The sequence below is a fragment of the Micromonospora sp. DT228 genome (assembly GCF_049841595.1).
Taxonomy (GTDB): domain Bacteria; phylum Actinomycetota; class Actinomycetes; order Mycobacteriales; family Micromonosporaceae; genus Micromonospora.
Genome location: NZ_JBNCKO010000032.1, coordinates 1 through 16,160, shown reverse-complemented (window position 1 = coordinate 16,160; position 16,160 = coordinate 1). Strand labels below are relative to the sequence as shown.

The 16,160-nt window shown below is 68.3% G+C and carries 11 protein-coding genes; all 11 read left to right on the top strand.

The annotated features are described in order from the left end of the window. The first annotated feature begins 136 nt into the window (after positions 1 to 136). The 11 genes from ACLQ29_RS34315 to ACLQ29_RS34265 all read left to right on the top strand — a co-directional run bounded on the left by ACLQ29_RS34315 (position 137) and on the right by ACLQ29_RS34265 (position 15,925). Positions 137 to 382, top strand: coding sequence for a hypothetical protein (locus ACLQ29_RS34315; protein ID WP_238647366.1), 246 nt, complete (start codon positions 137 to 139; stop codon positions 380 to 382). Further along, a complete protein-coding gene (locus ACLQ29_RS34310) occupies positions 379 to 717 on the top strand; it encodes a hypothetical protein (protein WP_425775523.1) in 339 nt (112 codons plus the stop codon). Before ACLQ29_RS34315 ends, ACLQ29_RS34310 begins: the two co-directional genes overlap by 4 nt. A gap of 362 nt (positions 718 to 1,079) precedes the next feature. Then, complete coding sequence (locus tag ACLQ29_RS34305) at positions 1,080 to 3,287, top strand: lantibiotic dehydratase family protein (protein ID WP_425775522.1); 2,208 nt, start codon at positions 1,080 to 1,082, stop codon at positions 3,285 to 3,287. 33 nt (positions 3,288 to 3,320) lie between these two features. After that, positions 3,321 to 5,996, top strand: a complete 2,676-nt coding sequence (gene haaT / locus ACLQ29_RS34300; protein ID WP_425775521.1) for a cyclophane-containing RiPP biosynthesis TPR protein HaaT — start codon at positions 3,321 to 3,323, stop codon at positions 5,994 to 5,996. Between the two features lie 48 nt (positions 5,997 to 6,044). Next, complete coding sequence (locus ACLQ29_RS34295; protein ID WP_425775520.1) at positions 6,045 to 6,185, top strand: hypothetical protein; 141 nt, start codon at positions 6,045 to 6,047, stop codon at positions 6,183 to 6,185. A gap of 19 nt (positions 6,186 to 6,204) precedes the next feature. Then, entirely contained in the window at positions 6,205 to 7,299 is a 1,095-nt protein-coding gene (locus ACLQ29_RS34290; protein WP_425775519.1) for an FxsB family cyclophane-forming radical SAM/SPASM peptide maturase, read from the top strand. Positions 7,300 to 7,311: 12 nt separating this feature from the next. Continuing rightward, positions 7,312 to 7,797, top strand: coding sequence for a GNAT family N-acetyltransferase (locus ACLQ29_RS34285; RefSeq protein ID WP_425775518.1), 486 nt, complete (start codon positions 7,312 to 7,314; stop codon positions 7,795 to 7,797). Positions 7,798 to 8,090: 293 nt separating this feature from the next. Continuing rightward, entirely contained in the window at positions 8,091 to 9,590 is a 1,500-nt protein-coding gene (locus ACLQ29_RS34280) for a hypothetical protein (protein WP_425775517.1), read from the top strand. A gap of 14 nt (positions 9,591 to 9,604) precedes the next feature. Next, the gene (locus ACLQ29_RS34275) at positions 9,605 to 10,384 is read left to right on the top strand and encodes a hypothetical protein (protein ID WP_425775516.1); all 780 of its coding nucleotides are present in this window, start codon (positions 9,605 to 9,607) and stop codon (positions 10,382 to 10,384) included. 16 nt (positions 10,385 to 10,400) lie between these two features. After that, entirely contained in the window at positions 10,401 to 14,870 is a 4,470-nt protein-coding gene (locus tag ACLQ29_RS34270) for a hypothetical protein (RefSeq protein WP_425775515.1), read from the top strand. After that, positions 14,867 to 15,925, top strand: coding sequence for a Wadjet anti-phage system protein JetD domain-containing protein (locus ACLQ29_RS34265; protein ID WP_425775514.1), 1,059 nt, complete (start codon positions 14,867 to 14,869; stop codon positions 15,923 to 15,925). Before ACLQ29_RS34270 ends, ACLQ29_RS34265 begins: the two co-directional genes overlap by 4 nt. Positions 15,926 to 16,160 lie beyond the last annotated feature (235 nt).

Sequence of the window (16,160 nt, the reverse complement as noted above, 5' to 3'; positions counted from 1 at the left end):
GCCACCGGGGGTGCGGGGGGGGTGGCCGGGGGGGGGGGCCCCCCCCCCCCCCACCACGGATCACTCCCCACACAGCCACTTCCAGGGGCCGGCAGCCCACCCGCGGCCGTGCACCGACCCCGGACAGGAGCGGTTCATGATCGGCGCGCACTTCACGGTTCCCCGTCGGTTCGCCTTGGTGCGTTACCCGGACGGCGATGACAGCCCAGTGGTCATCGCGTGGGGTATCGAACTGCCCGACGGTTCCGCCATCTCGCTGAGCCTCGACAGCCAGGCGGTCGCCCTCTGCAGCAAAGCCGCCCACTGCGAACGCATCCACGGCGCAGAGCTGGTCTGGATCGATGGCGAGCTCGGCAACTTCGAGAAGGAGAGGCCGTCGTGAAGACGTCCGGCGTTGCCAGGAGCCATGCCGTGCAGGCCTCGCCGGACAGCGAATTCCGTGCGACCGCGAGGGTTGTCCTGGGCATCCATCGAGACGACGACGGCTTCTGTCTCGGCTGTTACGTCTACTTCCACCAGCTCAAGCCTTTCCCCTGCGAGTACTACTTCTGGGCGGCTCGAGTCATCGCCACGTATCCCGACCCTGCACTCCTGGCTGGCGGAACCCCTCCTCGGGATCGACTTTCCTCGTACGCCCGGACCGCCCCAGCCCTCCGGCTCGTGCCGGCGTCGACCGTCTCGGCCACCGACGACACGGTGGTCATGCGCCTGAGGTGACGCTCTCGATCTCCGCCGGTAGCGGCGACCGTTCAAGGAGTACGGACGCCGAGCTGACCGACGACGGCTGCGGCAGTACCTGCACCTCATGCACCACCAACGTCGCCTGATCAACGGGCTCAGCAAGGCCGGCCAGCACCGCCACAACCGTCGGTGCCGGCCGGGCGCCCCTGTCATGCCGAGGTGATCATGTGAGCCGATCCGTTCAGTCCCCCGCCTACCGGTCGATGACAAACGCACTTGTCCGCACCGTCGCGCACCCGGCGGTCGACCTGCCCCCGTGGCCAGACCTGACCGAATCTCGCCCCGACCTCGTGCCGTCCTGGGTCGGCTGGCTACGGCAGGTCTGGGCCATCGACGCTGTGGCCGAGGCTGTCATCCTCTCGAGCCCGGTGCTCACGGCGAAGGTCAGGAAGCTCTGCGCGGGTGAGGCGGCTTCGGTACGCGAGACACGGCGGACGGTCCACGCCGTCGCCCGGTACGCGCAGCGTCTACTGGGTCGACCCACGCCGTTCGAACTGCTCGCCGGCGTGGCGCCGGCCGTATTCGGCTCGAAAGCACCTACCCGCTGGGGCACAAACCACCAGGCTATCGCCCAGGCAGGTGCCGGCTGGCTCACCGACGTGATCGCCCATCTCGAACGCTGCCCGGAGCTGCTCTCCCGACTACCCGTGGTCGCGAACAACACGCCGACGGTCCGCGACGACCGGCTGATCTTCCCCTACCAGCCGAGCCCTGGGCTCAACGGCCAAGTGGGATCGGCGGAGGTATCCCTGCGCCATTCAGCACCGGTACAGGCTGCCATCGAGGCAGCCCACAGCCCGATCCGGCTGGAGGTCCTCGCCTCGCAGCTCCGTAGAGCGTTTCCACAAACATCGGCGGCGGACGTCGTGGCGATGCTCAACCAGCTGATCGCGCACCACGCCCTCATCACGAGCCTGCACGCTCCCAGCACAGATCCCGACGCCCTCGGGTACCTGCTGCGCCAGCTCGACGAGGCCGGCGCCGAAATCGGCACGTCCGTCGCTGAGGTCGTTGGCGCTTTGCGAGAGATCCATGCTGGGCTGCACCGCCACAACAGAACGCAGCCGGGTGATGCCCCAGCGGCCCGGCGGCTGGTGGCCTTGCAAATGCGGAGTCTCGCGATCTCCGAGCGGGAGCCGCTGGTGGTAGATCTCCGGTTGGACGCCTCGGTGACGCTCCCCGACCAGGTAGCCAGGGAGGTGGAACGTGCCGCGCTGGCGCTGACGCGGTTGAGCGCAGACCCGTACGGCACCACCGCGTGGCGGACCTACCACCAGCGCTTCTACGAACGCTATGGGATCGGTTCGCTGGTGCCGGTACGCGAACTGATTGACCCCGACGGCGGCATCGGCCTGCCAGACGGCTATCCAGGAAGCTCTGCCCCCGAGCCTCGCTCACCGATGTCCTGCCGGGACGAGGTGCTTCTCAACGTGGCGCAACGCGCGGCACTCGACGGCGCGGTCGAGGTCGCCCTCGACGACGCACTGATCGCACACTTGGCCCTGTGTCCGCAATGGCTACGCCTACCTCCGCACCTCGAGGCGTGCGTACGCGTGCAGGCCGCCGATGAAGAGGACCTGACACGCGGCAGATTCACTGTCGAGGTGACCCCCGTGTCCTGGGCCGCCGGCGGACTCACCGGACGCTTCCTCAGCGTGCTGCGGCCGAGCGACGCGGGAAGGTTCGTCGCCAGCTTGGCCGACCTACCCGCCAGCGACCGGGCCACCAAACCGGCCCAGGTGTCATTCCCGCCGCTCGACCCCGCGACCGCGCACGTCAGGCGCGCAAGCCAGGTGCTGCCAACGGTGATCAGCCTGGCCGAGCACCGATGGCCGAGTCGATCTGTGCTCACCATCGACGACCTGGCGGTGGGGTGCGACGGCCGCCGCATGTACCTCGCGGTGCCCGACCGCGGCCACCGGATCGAGGCCGTCGGCATGCACGCGCTGAACCTGCGCACCCACACTCCCCCGCTGGCCCGATTCCTCATCGAGCTCGGACGCGCCCAATGCGCTCAGGTCACGGCTTTCAACTGGGGCGGCGCCGCCCGAGCGAAGCTGCCCTTCCTCCCCCGGGTGCGGTACGGACGAGCGATCCTGGCCGCGGCCACCTGGCGCCTGGAGGCCGCCGAGCTACCTGACAGACACCAACCCTGGTATGCCTGGGACGACGCCGTCGACCAATGGCGGACCCGCCTCCGGATGCCGCGCCTGGTGCACCTGGTCGAGGCCGACCAGCGTCTTCCGCTGGATCTCGACGAGTCGGCGCACCGCGTCCTGCTGCGCACCCACCTACTCACCGCACCCCGAGCGGTCCTCGTCGAGGCACCCACTCCGGATGACCTCGGGTGGTGCGGTGGTCGCCCCCACGAGGTCATCGTCGCGCTGCACTCCACCGAACCACCACCCTGGCCGCCGCTGCCAACACCCACCCCGGTCCGCGTCATGGGGCGCGACCAGGGACAGACACCTCGGGACGTACCCGCGCATGACTCGGATAGTTCGCTTGAGGCGATAAATGCCGTCGCGGCGAAGGATTCTCCATAGTGCTTCTTGTCGATATGCCCTACGGTACTGATCGTGAAGTTGCGCCGGGTAACCGTTGCGGGACTGGTTGCTGCCGGCGTTGCCGCAGTGACGCTGATGATCGGCCTGGTGACTAACGCCGCCTCGAATCAGCAGCGGTGGCCCGGCTGGTTGTCTCTGGTGCAGCGGTACCCGTGGCAGTCGTTCCTGATGCTTGCGGTCGTTGCCGTGGTCCTCGCCGCATTGCTGCCGGGCCTGACTGAGCCGGACCAGGTCGGCATACGGATGGCTGCCGATGAGCCCGTGTCGTCGGTGGGGTCGGCTGCGGTCTTGCGAACTCTGCCGCGCGACGTGGCCGGCTTCACCAACAGGAAGGACGAAATCCAACAGATCCTGGACGAAGCGTCGACGGATCAGTCGATCATGCCTGTACGGACCATCGACGGCATGCCTGGCGTCGGCAAGACCGCCTTCGCCATCCACGTCGGCCATCTGCTGGCGCCGAAGTTCCCGGACGGTCAGCTTTTCCTGAACCTCAACGGGCACACGCCTGGACGCGAGCCGGTCGGACCGGCCGAGGCACTCGCGTCGCTGCTGCTCGCCGACGGCGTCGCCCCGCAGAAGATCCCGAACAGCGACGATCAGTGGGCGATGACCGAGGCCCGCGCCGCACTGTGGCGCACTCGGGTGGCTGATCGGCGGATGCTGCTCATCCTCGACAACGCCGCCACGTACGCGCAGGTGGAGCAGCTGCTGCCGGGCGCGGCCGGCAGCCTCGTGTTGGTCACCAGCCGTCGTCGGCTAGCCGCACCGGACGCGACGAGTCTGCAGATGAGCGCGTTGTCGGCGACGGACGCCGCCGCGTTGTTCATGCGTCTGGCCGGTCGTAGTCGGCTCCGCAAGGAATCGGTTGGTGAGCTCGTCGCTGTCTGCGGTTACCTGCCGTTGGCGGTTGCCCTGCTTGCGGCGAGGCTGCGGCACCACCCGTCCTGGAGCGTCGAGGATCTCAAGGATCGCTTGTTGTCGACGCAGCACCGCTTGGTGGAGATGCAGGCGGGCGAGCGCGCCGTCGCAGCCGCATTCGACCTGTCGTACCAGGATCTGCCGGGTGAACGGCAGCGGTTCTTCCGTCGACTCAGCCGGTTCCCCGGGCTCGACGTCGATGAAGAGGCCGCCGCGGCGCTGGCTTCGGTCTCCCGGGAGGTGGCGCGGTCCGAGCTTGAGGCGCTCTATGGGGATCACCTGCTGGATGAAACCGAGCACGGACGGTACCGGTTCCATGACCTGGTCAGGGACTATGGACGCAGCCTCGGGGAAGACGGGCAGGACGGGACGATGTCGATCAAGAACCTTGCGGGACACTACCTGGAGACCATCAACGCGGCGAACACCCACATCAGCCGTGGATCCACGACCACCACAGCCCGATTCGATTCGCCGGCCACGGCCTCGGCGTGGCTTGACGCTGAGCGCGCGAACGTTCTCGCCTGCGTCGAGGAGTGCGTGCGCCGCGAGCAGCACGCCCTGGTCGTGGGACTCGCCGCCGCGATGGCGCCGTACCTGCGCCAGGCGGGTCCGTGGGACCAGGCCGCCGAGCTACACCGCACCGCGGTCGTGGCAGCACGCCGCACCGGTGACCGGAAGGCAGAGGCCGACGCATTGGCGAACCTCGGCATGGTGTCCCGCCTCATGGCCCGCTACCGGGCAGCGGTGGAGACCCTGGACGAGTCGCTCGCGATCTACCGGGCTCTCAGCGATCTGCATGGGCAGGCGTCGGTGCTCAACCAGCTCGGCATCGTGCACTACCTGACCGCAACGTACGACGAGGCGGCCAGAGCCCAGACGGAAGCGTTAAGTATCTGCCGGGAGACCGGTGACCTGCTCGGCCAGGCAAACGCACTTGCGGACCTGGGCATGGTGCGGCGCATGACCGGTGACCTGAGGCCTTCCGCCGAAGCTTCGACGGAAGCGCTGGAGATCTACCGACTGCTCGGTGATCGTTTTGGCGAAGCCAACGCGCTCCGCGACCTCGGACTGGTCCACTCCCTGACAGGCGACTACGCCGAGGCCGAGCACCACGCCCGCGAGGCGCTGGCGATCTACACCAGGATCGGCGACCCGGTGCATCAGGCGTACGCGCTCAACGAGCTGGGCGTCGCTCGTCGCCTGAAGGGAGACCTCGACGGTGCGACCGAATCGCACGAACAGGCACTGGCCAAGTACGCCGAACTCGGTGACCGTTTCGGCGAGGCCAACGCCATCCGGCACCTCGGGGTGCTGCACCGACTTCGAGGGGACCGGGCAACGGCAATCGCGGCTCAGGAGCAGGCCGTGACCATCTACGCCGAGTTGGAAAGTCGGGGTGGGTTGGCCGCCGCCACGACCGAGAAGGGCGTCCTGCGTCGTCTCGAAGGCAATCTCGTCGGTGCCAGGAGCGCGCTGGACAGTGCTGCGGCGTGGTACGCCGAGCTCGGAGACCGTACTGGTCAACTCGAAGTGCACAACCACATTGGCGCGTTGCACCTCGACGCCGGTGAACTCGACCGGGCGAATGACCGATACGAGCTCGCACTGTCCCTCGCCCGCGAACTGGGCGTGCCGCTGCAGGAGGCGCATGCGTTGGACGGCCTCGCGCGCTGCGAACTTGCTCTGGGGCGACCTGAGCGAGCGGCCGACCTCCACAGTGCCGCCCAAATGCTCCACGAACGGCTCGGAAATCAACCTACGTAACTTCACTGCGTCCCGGTATCGTCACCGTCAGACATGAAGGAGGTGGCCATGCAGCAGTCGACGACGTCGAACGTGCAGCCTGTGCTGGCGGCGGTGGTCCAGAGGGTCCACGCTCGGATAGCGGCCGAGCAGGCCAAGCCCGAGGCTGTTCGGGCCGCGCACGCAGCGTCGATTCCCGCGCAATCCTGAGCACGCGCGGAGCGCGGGCATGCCACCACTGCGGACCTTCATCCTCAAGGTGGTCAACCGCTGCAACATCAACTGCGACTACTGCTATGTGTTCAACGGGCCAGACCAGTCCTGGCGGGGCCTGCCCGTACGGATGAGCGTCGAGGTGGCCCACGCCGTCGCGCAGCGAATCGCCGAGCACGCCACCGCCCAGGACCTCGATCACGTAGACGTCGTGCTGCATGGTGGCGAGCCCCTGCTCGCCGGGCCGCGCCACCTCGGCGCCATCCTGCAGATACTTCACGACCGAGTGCCGGCCGTCCGCTTCGAGGTGCAGACCAACGGCATGCTGCTCAACGACGACTGGCTGGACCTCTTCGATCGGTTCGACGTCCGGGTCGGCGTGAGCATCGACGGCCGGCCCACGGCGAATGACCGCCACCGGGTCAGCCACCGCGGTCGGTCGACGTCGGATGCGGCGGTCCGCGGTATCGAACTGCTCCGCAATCGGCCCCACCTGTTTGCCGGTGTCCTGGCCGTGGTCGACCTCCACAACGACCCAGCTGACGTTCACGACTATCTCGCGTCACTCGGGCCGGCGGTCATTGACTTCAACCTGCCGCACGCCACGCACGACGCCCCACCGGGACGCACCGATCCCGCTGAGCCGGAGTACGGCCGCTGGCTGAGCCGCGTCTACGACGCATGGACCGGCGCCGCCTCATACACGCACTCGGTGCGCATCCTCGAAGACATCGTGGCCCTCAGCCTCGGCGCGAAAGGCTCCGTCGAATCGCTCGGACTCGCACCGGCCGACATCGTCGTGGTCGAGTCCGACGGCTCGATCGAAAACGTCGACACGCTCAAAGCCGCCGCCTCGGGCGCCGCGAGCCTCGGCCTCAACGTCTTCGACCACACCTTCGATGAGGTGGCGAGCCACCCAGCGATCCAGCAACGGCAGGTCGGCGTGGCGGCCCTGGCAGAAGAGTGCCAGGGCTGCCCACTGGTGTCCGTCTGCGGCGGTGGGTATCTGCCGCATCGACTGAGCGCTGAGCGCGGATACCGCAACCCGTCCGTCTACTGTCAGGACCTCGCCCACCTCATCCGGCACGTCCAAGCCACGCTTCCGGTCTAAAGGAGAAGCACATTGCAACACCTCGTCGTCCGCCACGTCGAGCCCAGCGACGCCAAGACCGTCGCCGCGATGATCGAGGAGATCGAGCGGTACTACGGCTCCACGTCGATCCAACCGATCGACGAACGACTGACGCAGGTCGAAGCCGCGCTGTTCGGGACGCCACCCCTGGCGTACTGCGTGCTCGCGCTTAGCGGCGACGAGGTGCAGGGGTTGGCGGCGTACTCCTTCTTATGGCCGGCGGCCGGATCGACGCACTCACTGTTCGTCAAGGAGCTGTACGTGCGGCCGGACGGCCGGCGGCTGGGCACGGGCACGCGGCTCATGCAGGAGATGCAGGCAATTGCGGCCGCCACGCCGGGGTGCAGTCGAGTGGAGTGGATGACCGACCGGGAGAACGAGGGCGCACGCGCCTTCTATCAACAACTCGGATTCGAGGAATTTGAGGGGAAGGTGAACTACCGCGTCGAGTCCGACATCCCGGGGCCACTCGGCTGAGTCGCGACCTCGAACATTCGAGGGTATCCACTCGAACCAGGTACTTCGCCATGTTGCTGTAGGACAGCACGAACGCGCTCGTTGTTCAGCAGACGATCGGCGGGGACGACTTTGGCAGTCAGCAGAGCGGTGAACCAGTGCGCGGGGCGGCCTCAGCGACGCCCGCAGTGATCGTGATGCCAGGCTCCGCCGAACGCGTTGCTGCCCAATCCAGGCGTCAAGATCTGCGGCATTGCCCACGTCAGGCCTGGTCAATCGATCGCAGCGTGGTTCTGTCAGAGGGCGACGGTAGTGTGCCCGGCGTGCTCCAACCTGCTACTGACGTCGGTTTTGCCCAGCGCGTGAAAGCGCTGGCGTGCACGGCGCCGCTTCATGATCTCGACAGCCGCAAGTCTCAGGTCCAGTCGGCGGACTTCACTGTCTATCAGATGAGCGAGCTGGCATTGAACGCCATCGACTTGGTCACCCTGGCGATGGACTTTGATGCCGGGGCTCCGCCGGAGAAGATCGTCACCGACCTGGCCGTGTTCGCGGCCCGGCACGCCCCGAACCGCGACGACGCTGAGCACCTGCGGGTGGCCCGGTGGGTGTTGGAGAACCTGCTCAACGTCGGGTCGACCGACCGTGGCTTCCGAGCCGTGTACGGGATCACCACAGGCGACGGTAGCTACAACCGGTTCGAGTTCGACTTCAAGCTCCTCGAAGAGGTCCCGGCGGCTGACGGCAGCATCTTCCTGCGGGCGACGAACGAGGCGGTCAACGTCCTGGTCGGTGCGCTCGAGCTGGACATCGAGTCGGCGCAGATCGCGGCCGACCTCCGCCTGGAGACCCTGATCCGCCGAGGCCGGCTCTCTGACGCGCAGGCGGCAGCACAGTCGGCCCGGTACCGCACAATCCAGTACGGCGAGAAGCTGCGTCAGCGTTTGGAAGCCACCGAGCGGGATGTGCGCACGGTGGACTGGCTGACCGAGATGTCGGCGTTCATCGCCGAGGCGGTGGAACACATCGCCACCCGGTTCAAGGCGGAGAACGCGATCCTGGTCAACATCATCGAAGTCCGGGATACCGCCGACGTCGCGTCCCGCAAGCTGCAGGCGGCCGGGCTGGTGGAAGTCGTCCGGGATTGCCTGCGACGCCACGAGCAGCTGCAAGGCGCGCTGCAGGCCGCTGGCCGCCGATTCCGGGCCCAGCAGGACCGGCAGACGTTCGCCCCGGACAGCCCCGCCGCGGCACTGGACCTGCATGCACAGCTACTCGTCCCGGTTCTTGGTCTGCCAGTCGAGCAGGCCGATCAGGTACTGACCGCGTACTTCGCCCGAGGGACCGGCTTGAACGTTCCCTCGGCGGTGCGGCTCAGTGACCTGTTCACCGCGCTGGTGACCCCGCCACCGGAACGAGAGCTGCTCGGCGGGATCATCGACGAGCCGCAGATCGACGAGGCCGAGGACGAACCCGCCTTCCCCGCCGAGTGCTACGACCTCCTCGATGGCCTTCTGGACCTCGACGTCGACGCGCCGCGCCGGCTGTCGGGGCTACTGGAGGAGGCCCGGTCGCTGCACCCGGACCTACCAAGCCTGGTCGTTGTGCGGGTCGTCGCGCTGGCCGCGCAGGAGATCAACCCGGCGCTGCGGCACAAACTGCCGTCCGTGTTCATCGCCGTCGACGACGGCACCGTGCTTGACGACCCGGAGTTCGCCGGTGCGAATCTGATCGTAGCCCGCGCCGCTATCGAACCGACCGACGCGCCTGGCGCCGCGTTCGCTCTCAGCTCCCCGGAAGGATCTGCTGCATGACCACACCATCGCAGGTGACCGCGGACGCGGCCCGGCTCGTCGCGTTCGGTCTGCGGCCGAAGCTGGTCCCGGCCCGCGATGACGAATACCGCAAGCTTGTGGAACGCGCCCGCACCGACGATGTATTCGCCGCCGTCGTGCAGGCCGTCTCGACCGGCATGGACCTGGTCGTGATGGAGATCAGCGACCGGGCGGGGATCGTGGTCGCGTCGACCGAAGACAGCGTCTTCGCGGTGAAGATGACCGACTACGCCCGCCGGACCGGTGGCGAAGGCAAAGCCGCGGAACGGGTTCTGCACGCGCTGGCCCACCTGGGCGCGGCGACACTGGCGTTCCCCCGGCCGGCGGACCTGGCCAACGAAACGTATCTGGGCCGAATCACCGTCGAAGGCGTCGAGGCGTTCGTGCGGGAGGCGGCCTCGCGGCTTGCGGAAGCTGCGACGCAGGACGACGCCGCGGACACCACCGCCGGCGAACCGGGGTTGGAAGCTGCCTGGCGCGTCTACACCCGCCGGGCGCAAACCGGAAGCACCGGCGACGGACGCAAACTCGCATCAAGCACGACCGGCATCATCAACAAGGCGTTGATGTTCCTCGCCGATCAGGGCCTGCTGGTCCGCACCGGCGACGAACGCGGCGGCACGTTCCGGACCACACCGCGGTACCGGACTCAGGTCCGTGAGGCCGGTGTGGTGATGTTCGACGAGCTGCTGCGCCTTGGGATCACGCAGATCACCGACGGCTCCGCCACGATCGCGGTCGGCTGGACGCCCCAGTCGCTGACTGAACTGTAGAAAAACCAGGAGAAGAATGTACGAGCTCAACCGCATTCGACTGTTCGGGGTCGGGCCGCGAGGCGCCCGGTACACCGACGTCACCCTGGATTTGTCCGGTGTCGGTGCGACCGTCGGCGGGCAGGGGGCATTGTTCGGGGCGCCAACGCATCGGCCCAGCCCCTACAGTCTGCTGCTGCTGGAGAACGGCGGCGGTAAGAGTGTGCTTCTCAAGCTGCTGTTCTCCGTCGTGCTGCCGGGCCGGCGTAACACTGTCGGCGGACCCGGGTCGGTGATGGAAAAGTTCGTCGTCGGTGACGACGCCGCGCACGTGGTCTTGGAATGGATGAACGTGCGCACCGGCGACCGGGTGATCACCGGTAAGACGTTGCAGCGGCGCCGGAGCGGCTCTGCTGCGGAGAAGCTCTCCGAGCAGTGGTGGTCGTTACGCCCGCACGCGGACGCGGAGATCGACAGTCTGCCGTTCACCGCTGAGGGCCGGCGGCTGCGCGTCGACGGGTTCAAAGAGGCGCTGCAGGAGATCGACCGGACCGCTCCGATGACGCAGCTGACGTGGGTCGGCGCCGAGATCAGCGGCTGGGAAGGTCATCTGCGCTCGATCGGGATCGAGCCGGACCTCTTCCGCATCCAGCGCCGGATGAATGCAGACGAAGGTGACGCGGCGACCGCGTTCAAGTTCAAGTCCAGCCGTGACTTCATCAATTGGCTCCTCAAGGTCGTCCTCGACCCGGCAGACGCGGTCAGCGTCGCCGACAACTTCGAGTCATACGCCCGGACCGTCGGTGACCGCACCGCGATGCTGCTGGAACGTGACTTCGTCGACGGAGCTGTCGCGTCGCTGCGGCCGCTCGCCAACGCGCAGGACCGACACAGGACCGCCCGCACCGCCCGGCAGGCCGCCGGGGACGAAGGTTTGATGCTGCTGCGCCGGATCCGGGCGCGGGAGACCGCTGAGGCGGCCGCGACCAGCCGGCTGCGTGTACTCGCCGCCGGGGCGGCCGAGATCGCCTCCGGTCGGGAGAAGGACCGCGACCGGGCCCGTGACATCGTCAACGAGACCCGACGGCAGACCCTCGCGCTCGAGCATGCCGCCGCGCAGCAGGAACAACGCGACGCGATCGCCGGCCGTGACGGCACCGATGCGGACCTGCGGGCCTGGGAGCTTGCCGGGCTGATCGAACGCCGCAACACCGCGGTACAGAGCGCCGCCCGATTCACCGAACAGATCGTCACCGCCGAACGTGAGGCGCGTCCCGCGCTACAGGGTCGTGACGCCGCAGCTGGTGAGCTGCTGAGCAAGCTCGCAGCTGAGGTCTCCGCCGGCCGTGAAGAGCAGGGCCACCTCAACGACACGGAGCGTGAACTTCGTGCCCGCGCCGCCGAGATCGACGATGACCGGTCACAGACGATGCGCGACGCCGAACGGTGGCGTTCGGAGCAGGCGCAGATCAACGACCGGTTCACCGAAAGCCGGCACCTGATCGACGCCGCTGTCGCTGATGGCCTGCTCGCCGCCGGCGGCGATGTCAAGACTGCCGCCGCGGATGCGCAGCAGGCCGCTACAACCGCGGCGGCTCAGCTACGGACCGCCGAGCAGGACGCCAAAGACGCCCAGGCCGCAGTCCGGGAAACCAGCCGCCTGCTGCAAGAAGCTGGCACCGCCCTGAACACGGCCCGCATCGCTCACGGTGACGCCGCCCGGGCGGTGCAAACGATCCTGGACCGGGCGGCACCGCTGATCAGTGACGACCTCGTCCGCACGGCCCTGTCGGCCGACGAGGTCGACGTCGACATGCTCGACGGCGCTGCCGACACAGTGATCGACCGTCTCCACGGCGACGCAAAGATCAAAGAGCAGATCCTCGACGACCTGCGCGTGGAGCAGCGCGACGACCGGCGGCTGCTCGAAGCGCTCGGCGACGGCGGATTCCTGCCGCCCCGCGACGCGGTCGAGACGACACTGACGGTGCTGCACCACGCCGGAATCGGCGCGCACGCCGGATGGCGGTACCTGGCCGAGAACGTACCCGCCGACGAACGTGACGCGGTCATCGCCGATCACCCGCACCTCGCCGACGGTGTGATTGTCGTCGACCCCGCCGCACTGGACATGGCCCGGCAGGCGCTGCAGGACGCCCGGCTGCTGCCGGCTGCTGCGGTTGCGGTCGGGACCGGCCTACTGATGCTGACCAACAACGGGTCAGAACCCGCCACCGACGGGCAGTTCGTCATCGAACCGAATCCGGCGCTGTTCGATCCGGAAGCCGCCGAGCAGCGGCGCGGGCAGCTGCGCACCGCGATGACCACCCGCGGCAGCGAGATCAGCGCCAGCGGCGTCGACCTTGCGCACCTGCGTGACGTGCACATCGACCTGGTCCGGTGGCGACGCGACTACCGGCCGGGCCGACTCGCCGAGCTCCGCGAGTCGCTCGGCCAGCGCGAGACCGAACTCGGCGACGCTGTCGAAGCCGAACGTGAAGCGCGCACGGCCGCCGACGCAGCCGAAGCGGCCCACGACCGGATCGCCGGGCAGATTGACAAGCTGCGCGCCGCCGAGCGGGCGGCCGCGGACCAGTCCGGTGCCCTGGCCCGATTGGAGCAGACGACTGCGGCTGCCGAACAGCTGCGGGCCGGGCTGCCGGAACTGGCGCAGCAGATCAGCGACGCGGACCGGACTGTGCGGGACATGACCGCCGACCGGGACCAGAAGCTACGGGAGGCCACCGAGGCGGCCCGTGCCGCGCAGGACGCGGCCGCGCGTGTCGAGCGGCACCGCGCCGACATGCGCGACGTGGTCACGTCCACCGGAGAGCATGCCGCCGCCGTCCCGCAAACCTCAGTGTCCGATCTGCGTTCGGCGTACCTGGCCGCCGCCGCGGCGTATGCCGCCGTCGAAGTGGGCCACGACATGCGCGCAGCAGCCACCACCGCCGACCTCGAAGCCGCCCGGCTGCGAGAGGAAGTCGGCCGCCACGAGCCGGCTGATGTCGACCGAGCCCGGCAGCTGCTAGCGACGCCGGAAGGTGCCGACGAAGCGGGCCGGCAAACCGCGATCGCGCGAACTCGCCGGGAACGTGAGCGGTTCGCCGACGCCGTCAGCACTGCCGATACGAAGGTCGGCGGGCTCGCCAGTGACCTGAAAGCTGCCACCCCGGCCGGTGGTGCCGCCTGGATTCAACTGCCCGAGTCGCGGCGGCCGACCAATGTCGAGCACGGCCGGCGGCTGACCACGACGGCTACTGCCGAGCACCGCGACGCCCAGCACGAGTACGAGACCGCTGTCAGCGACGTCGAGGACCTGAACCGCAAGGTCGAGGTGGCGAAGGAGGCCGCCCGGGCATTTCGGGAGATCCACGGCCCGCTCGCGGTCCTGCTGGCCGACCCGCCCGCCGACCCGGACGACCCGATCGAGGCGTATGACGGCGACTCCGACGGAGCCCGGGCGGCGACCAGCCGGGTCCAACAGACGCTGAGCGCTGCGGTGATCGAGGAGAGCAGCACCGGCCTTGAAGTGAACCGCCTCGTCGATCACGCTGTCCGGCACGCGAATCAGGCGAAGTTCGAGAAGATGAGCAACGTGGCGCGCCGGGCGATCGTCGGCCTCGACCGTGACCAGCTCGCTGCTCGTGCGGCAGAGTTCACCACGCAGCTCGAGCAGCGCCTGTCGACGCTGACCACCGACCTCGACTCCGCCGGCCAGCATCGCAAGATGATCGTCGACCGGCTGTCCGCTCTCGTCGTCGGCGCGCTCAAGACGCTGCGCACCGCGTCGCGACTGTCGAAACTGCCCGCTGGCCTCGGCGAGTGGGAGGGCAAAGAATTCCTCCGGATCCGGTTCAGTGAACCCGACCCGGCGCTGCTGCACGCCCGCGTCGGCGAAGTCGTCGACGACATGTCGGCGGCAGCGATCGCCCGGGCCAGCAGCGGAACCGCACCGAAACGTGACGGAATGCTGCTGCTCCTACGCAGCATCGAAGCAGCGGTCCCGAAGGGTTTCATCGTCGACCTGCTCAAACCCGACGCCGTCCTGCGTGACGAACGGGTACCGATCGAGAACATGAACGAGGTGTTCTCCGGTGGGCAGGAGCTCACCGCCGCGATCGTGCTGTACTGCACGATGGCGGCGCTGCGGGCCAACGAACGCGGCCAGATGCGTACCAAACACTCCGGCGTATTGTTCCTCGACAACCCAATCGGCAAGGCCAGCGCCGAGTACCTGCTCGAACTGCAGCAGGGCGTCGCTGCGGCCCTCGGCGTTCAGCTCGTGTACACCACCGGCCTGTCCGACGACCGGGCCTTGGCCGCCTTCCCGCTGTGGGTCAGGATGCGTAACGATGCGGACTTGCGTGCCGGCCTGAAACACATCCGCGTGGCCGAAGTCGTCCGGCGTCAGCTGCCGGACCCGTTCACTGATGCCGACGCCGCCCCGGGCGAGATCGCTCCAGGCACGATCACCGCCACCCGCGTCTACCGCAGGCCGGCATGACCGGGACCGTAACCGGCGGTCTGCTGACCCCGCGCGCTGCCCGGCTCGCTGCCGAGTTGGAGGCATGGGGCCGGCGGACCGTCACCCTGGACGAACTGTGGACGATGTACGCCCGCGCCGACCCGGCATCGGCGACCCGGGCGTCACGGCGCGCGGATCTGGCAGCCGCGGTCGCTGCGCTGACCGCTGCTGGGGTTCTCACGCCGTCGAAGGCGACCGACCGGACCGCGGCACCGCCGTTACCGGTCCGGTTAACGTTGCCGCCCCCGGCCATCTCGGTTTCCGCGTCGCAACTGGCACGGCAGGTACCGTGGCGCCCGGAGTTGGCATGGGCGGCCAGCGCCAGACTTACGGTCGGGCAGGTCGGCCTACTGCAGGCCATGAACAGTTGGCTGCGCGACAGAGGACGAGGCACCGATATCGTTCCCACTCGGGAACGTTCGCTGGAACTGTTCGGTTACGAGAAGACCCTGGACGCGGTCCTAGGCACGATGCTTTTTGGTCCCGGCCGGCTCAGCCTCGACCTGCTGCGAACGTTCCGCGCGCACCCGCCACTACCGGTGCGGCACATCAGCGATGGACACATCCTGCTGGTCGTCGAGAACGCGGACACGTTCGACACGCTGCGCCGCGTCCTCAGCAATGCCACCGGGCACGCGGTCGGTCAAATCGCATGGGGTGCCGGCGGCGCGTTCGAAGCTTCCGTGCTCAGCATCGCCGAGTTGACGACGGTCCGCGATATCGCCTACTTCGGTGACCTGGACGCTGACGGCTTGCGTATCCCCACGTCGGCGGCTCGGACCGCTGCCGAGGAGCGTCTGCCAGCGGTACGGCCGGCACGGGGGTTGTATCGCCTCCTGCTTTCTCAGGGGGTATCGCAGAGCGGGCAGCCGCCGGTGGAGGCCAAAGCGGTTGGCCCCCTGGTCGAATGGCTCGGCGCCGAGGCTGCTGCGGCTGCCGAGGCGTTGTTGACCGCCGGGGCGCGAATCCCGCAGGAGGCCCTCACCGGCACCGTCCTTGGCACCGACTGGACCTGGTTGCGGGACCTGAACTGATCCGGGCGCTCAACCATGCCTGGTGCTCCGCTAGACGCAGGAGCCCCATGTGAGGCGCTGAGTTGTCCAGTCCACGGATGGCGCCGTTGCGGGTTGAGCGGCTGAACTGCGCCTGCTGAAGTACCTCCGCAGGGACGACGCGACGTCCCCTCGACTGGCTAGTACGACAGCCGCCATTCGTGATCATGGTTGGAATTCGAGGTTGAGGCGGCGGGCGTAGTGGGCTCGTCTGGCT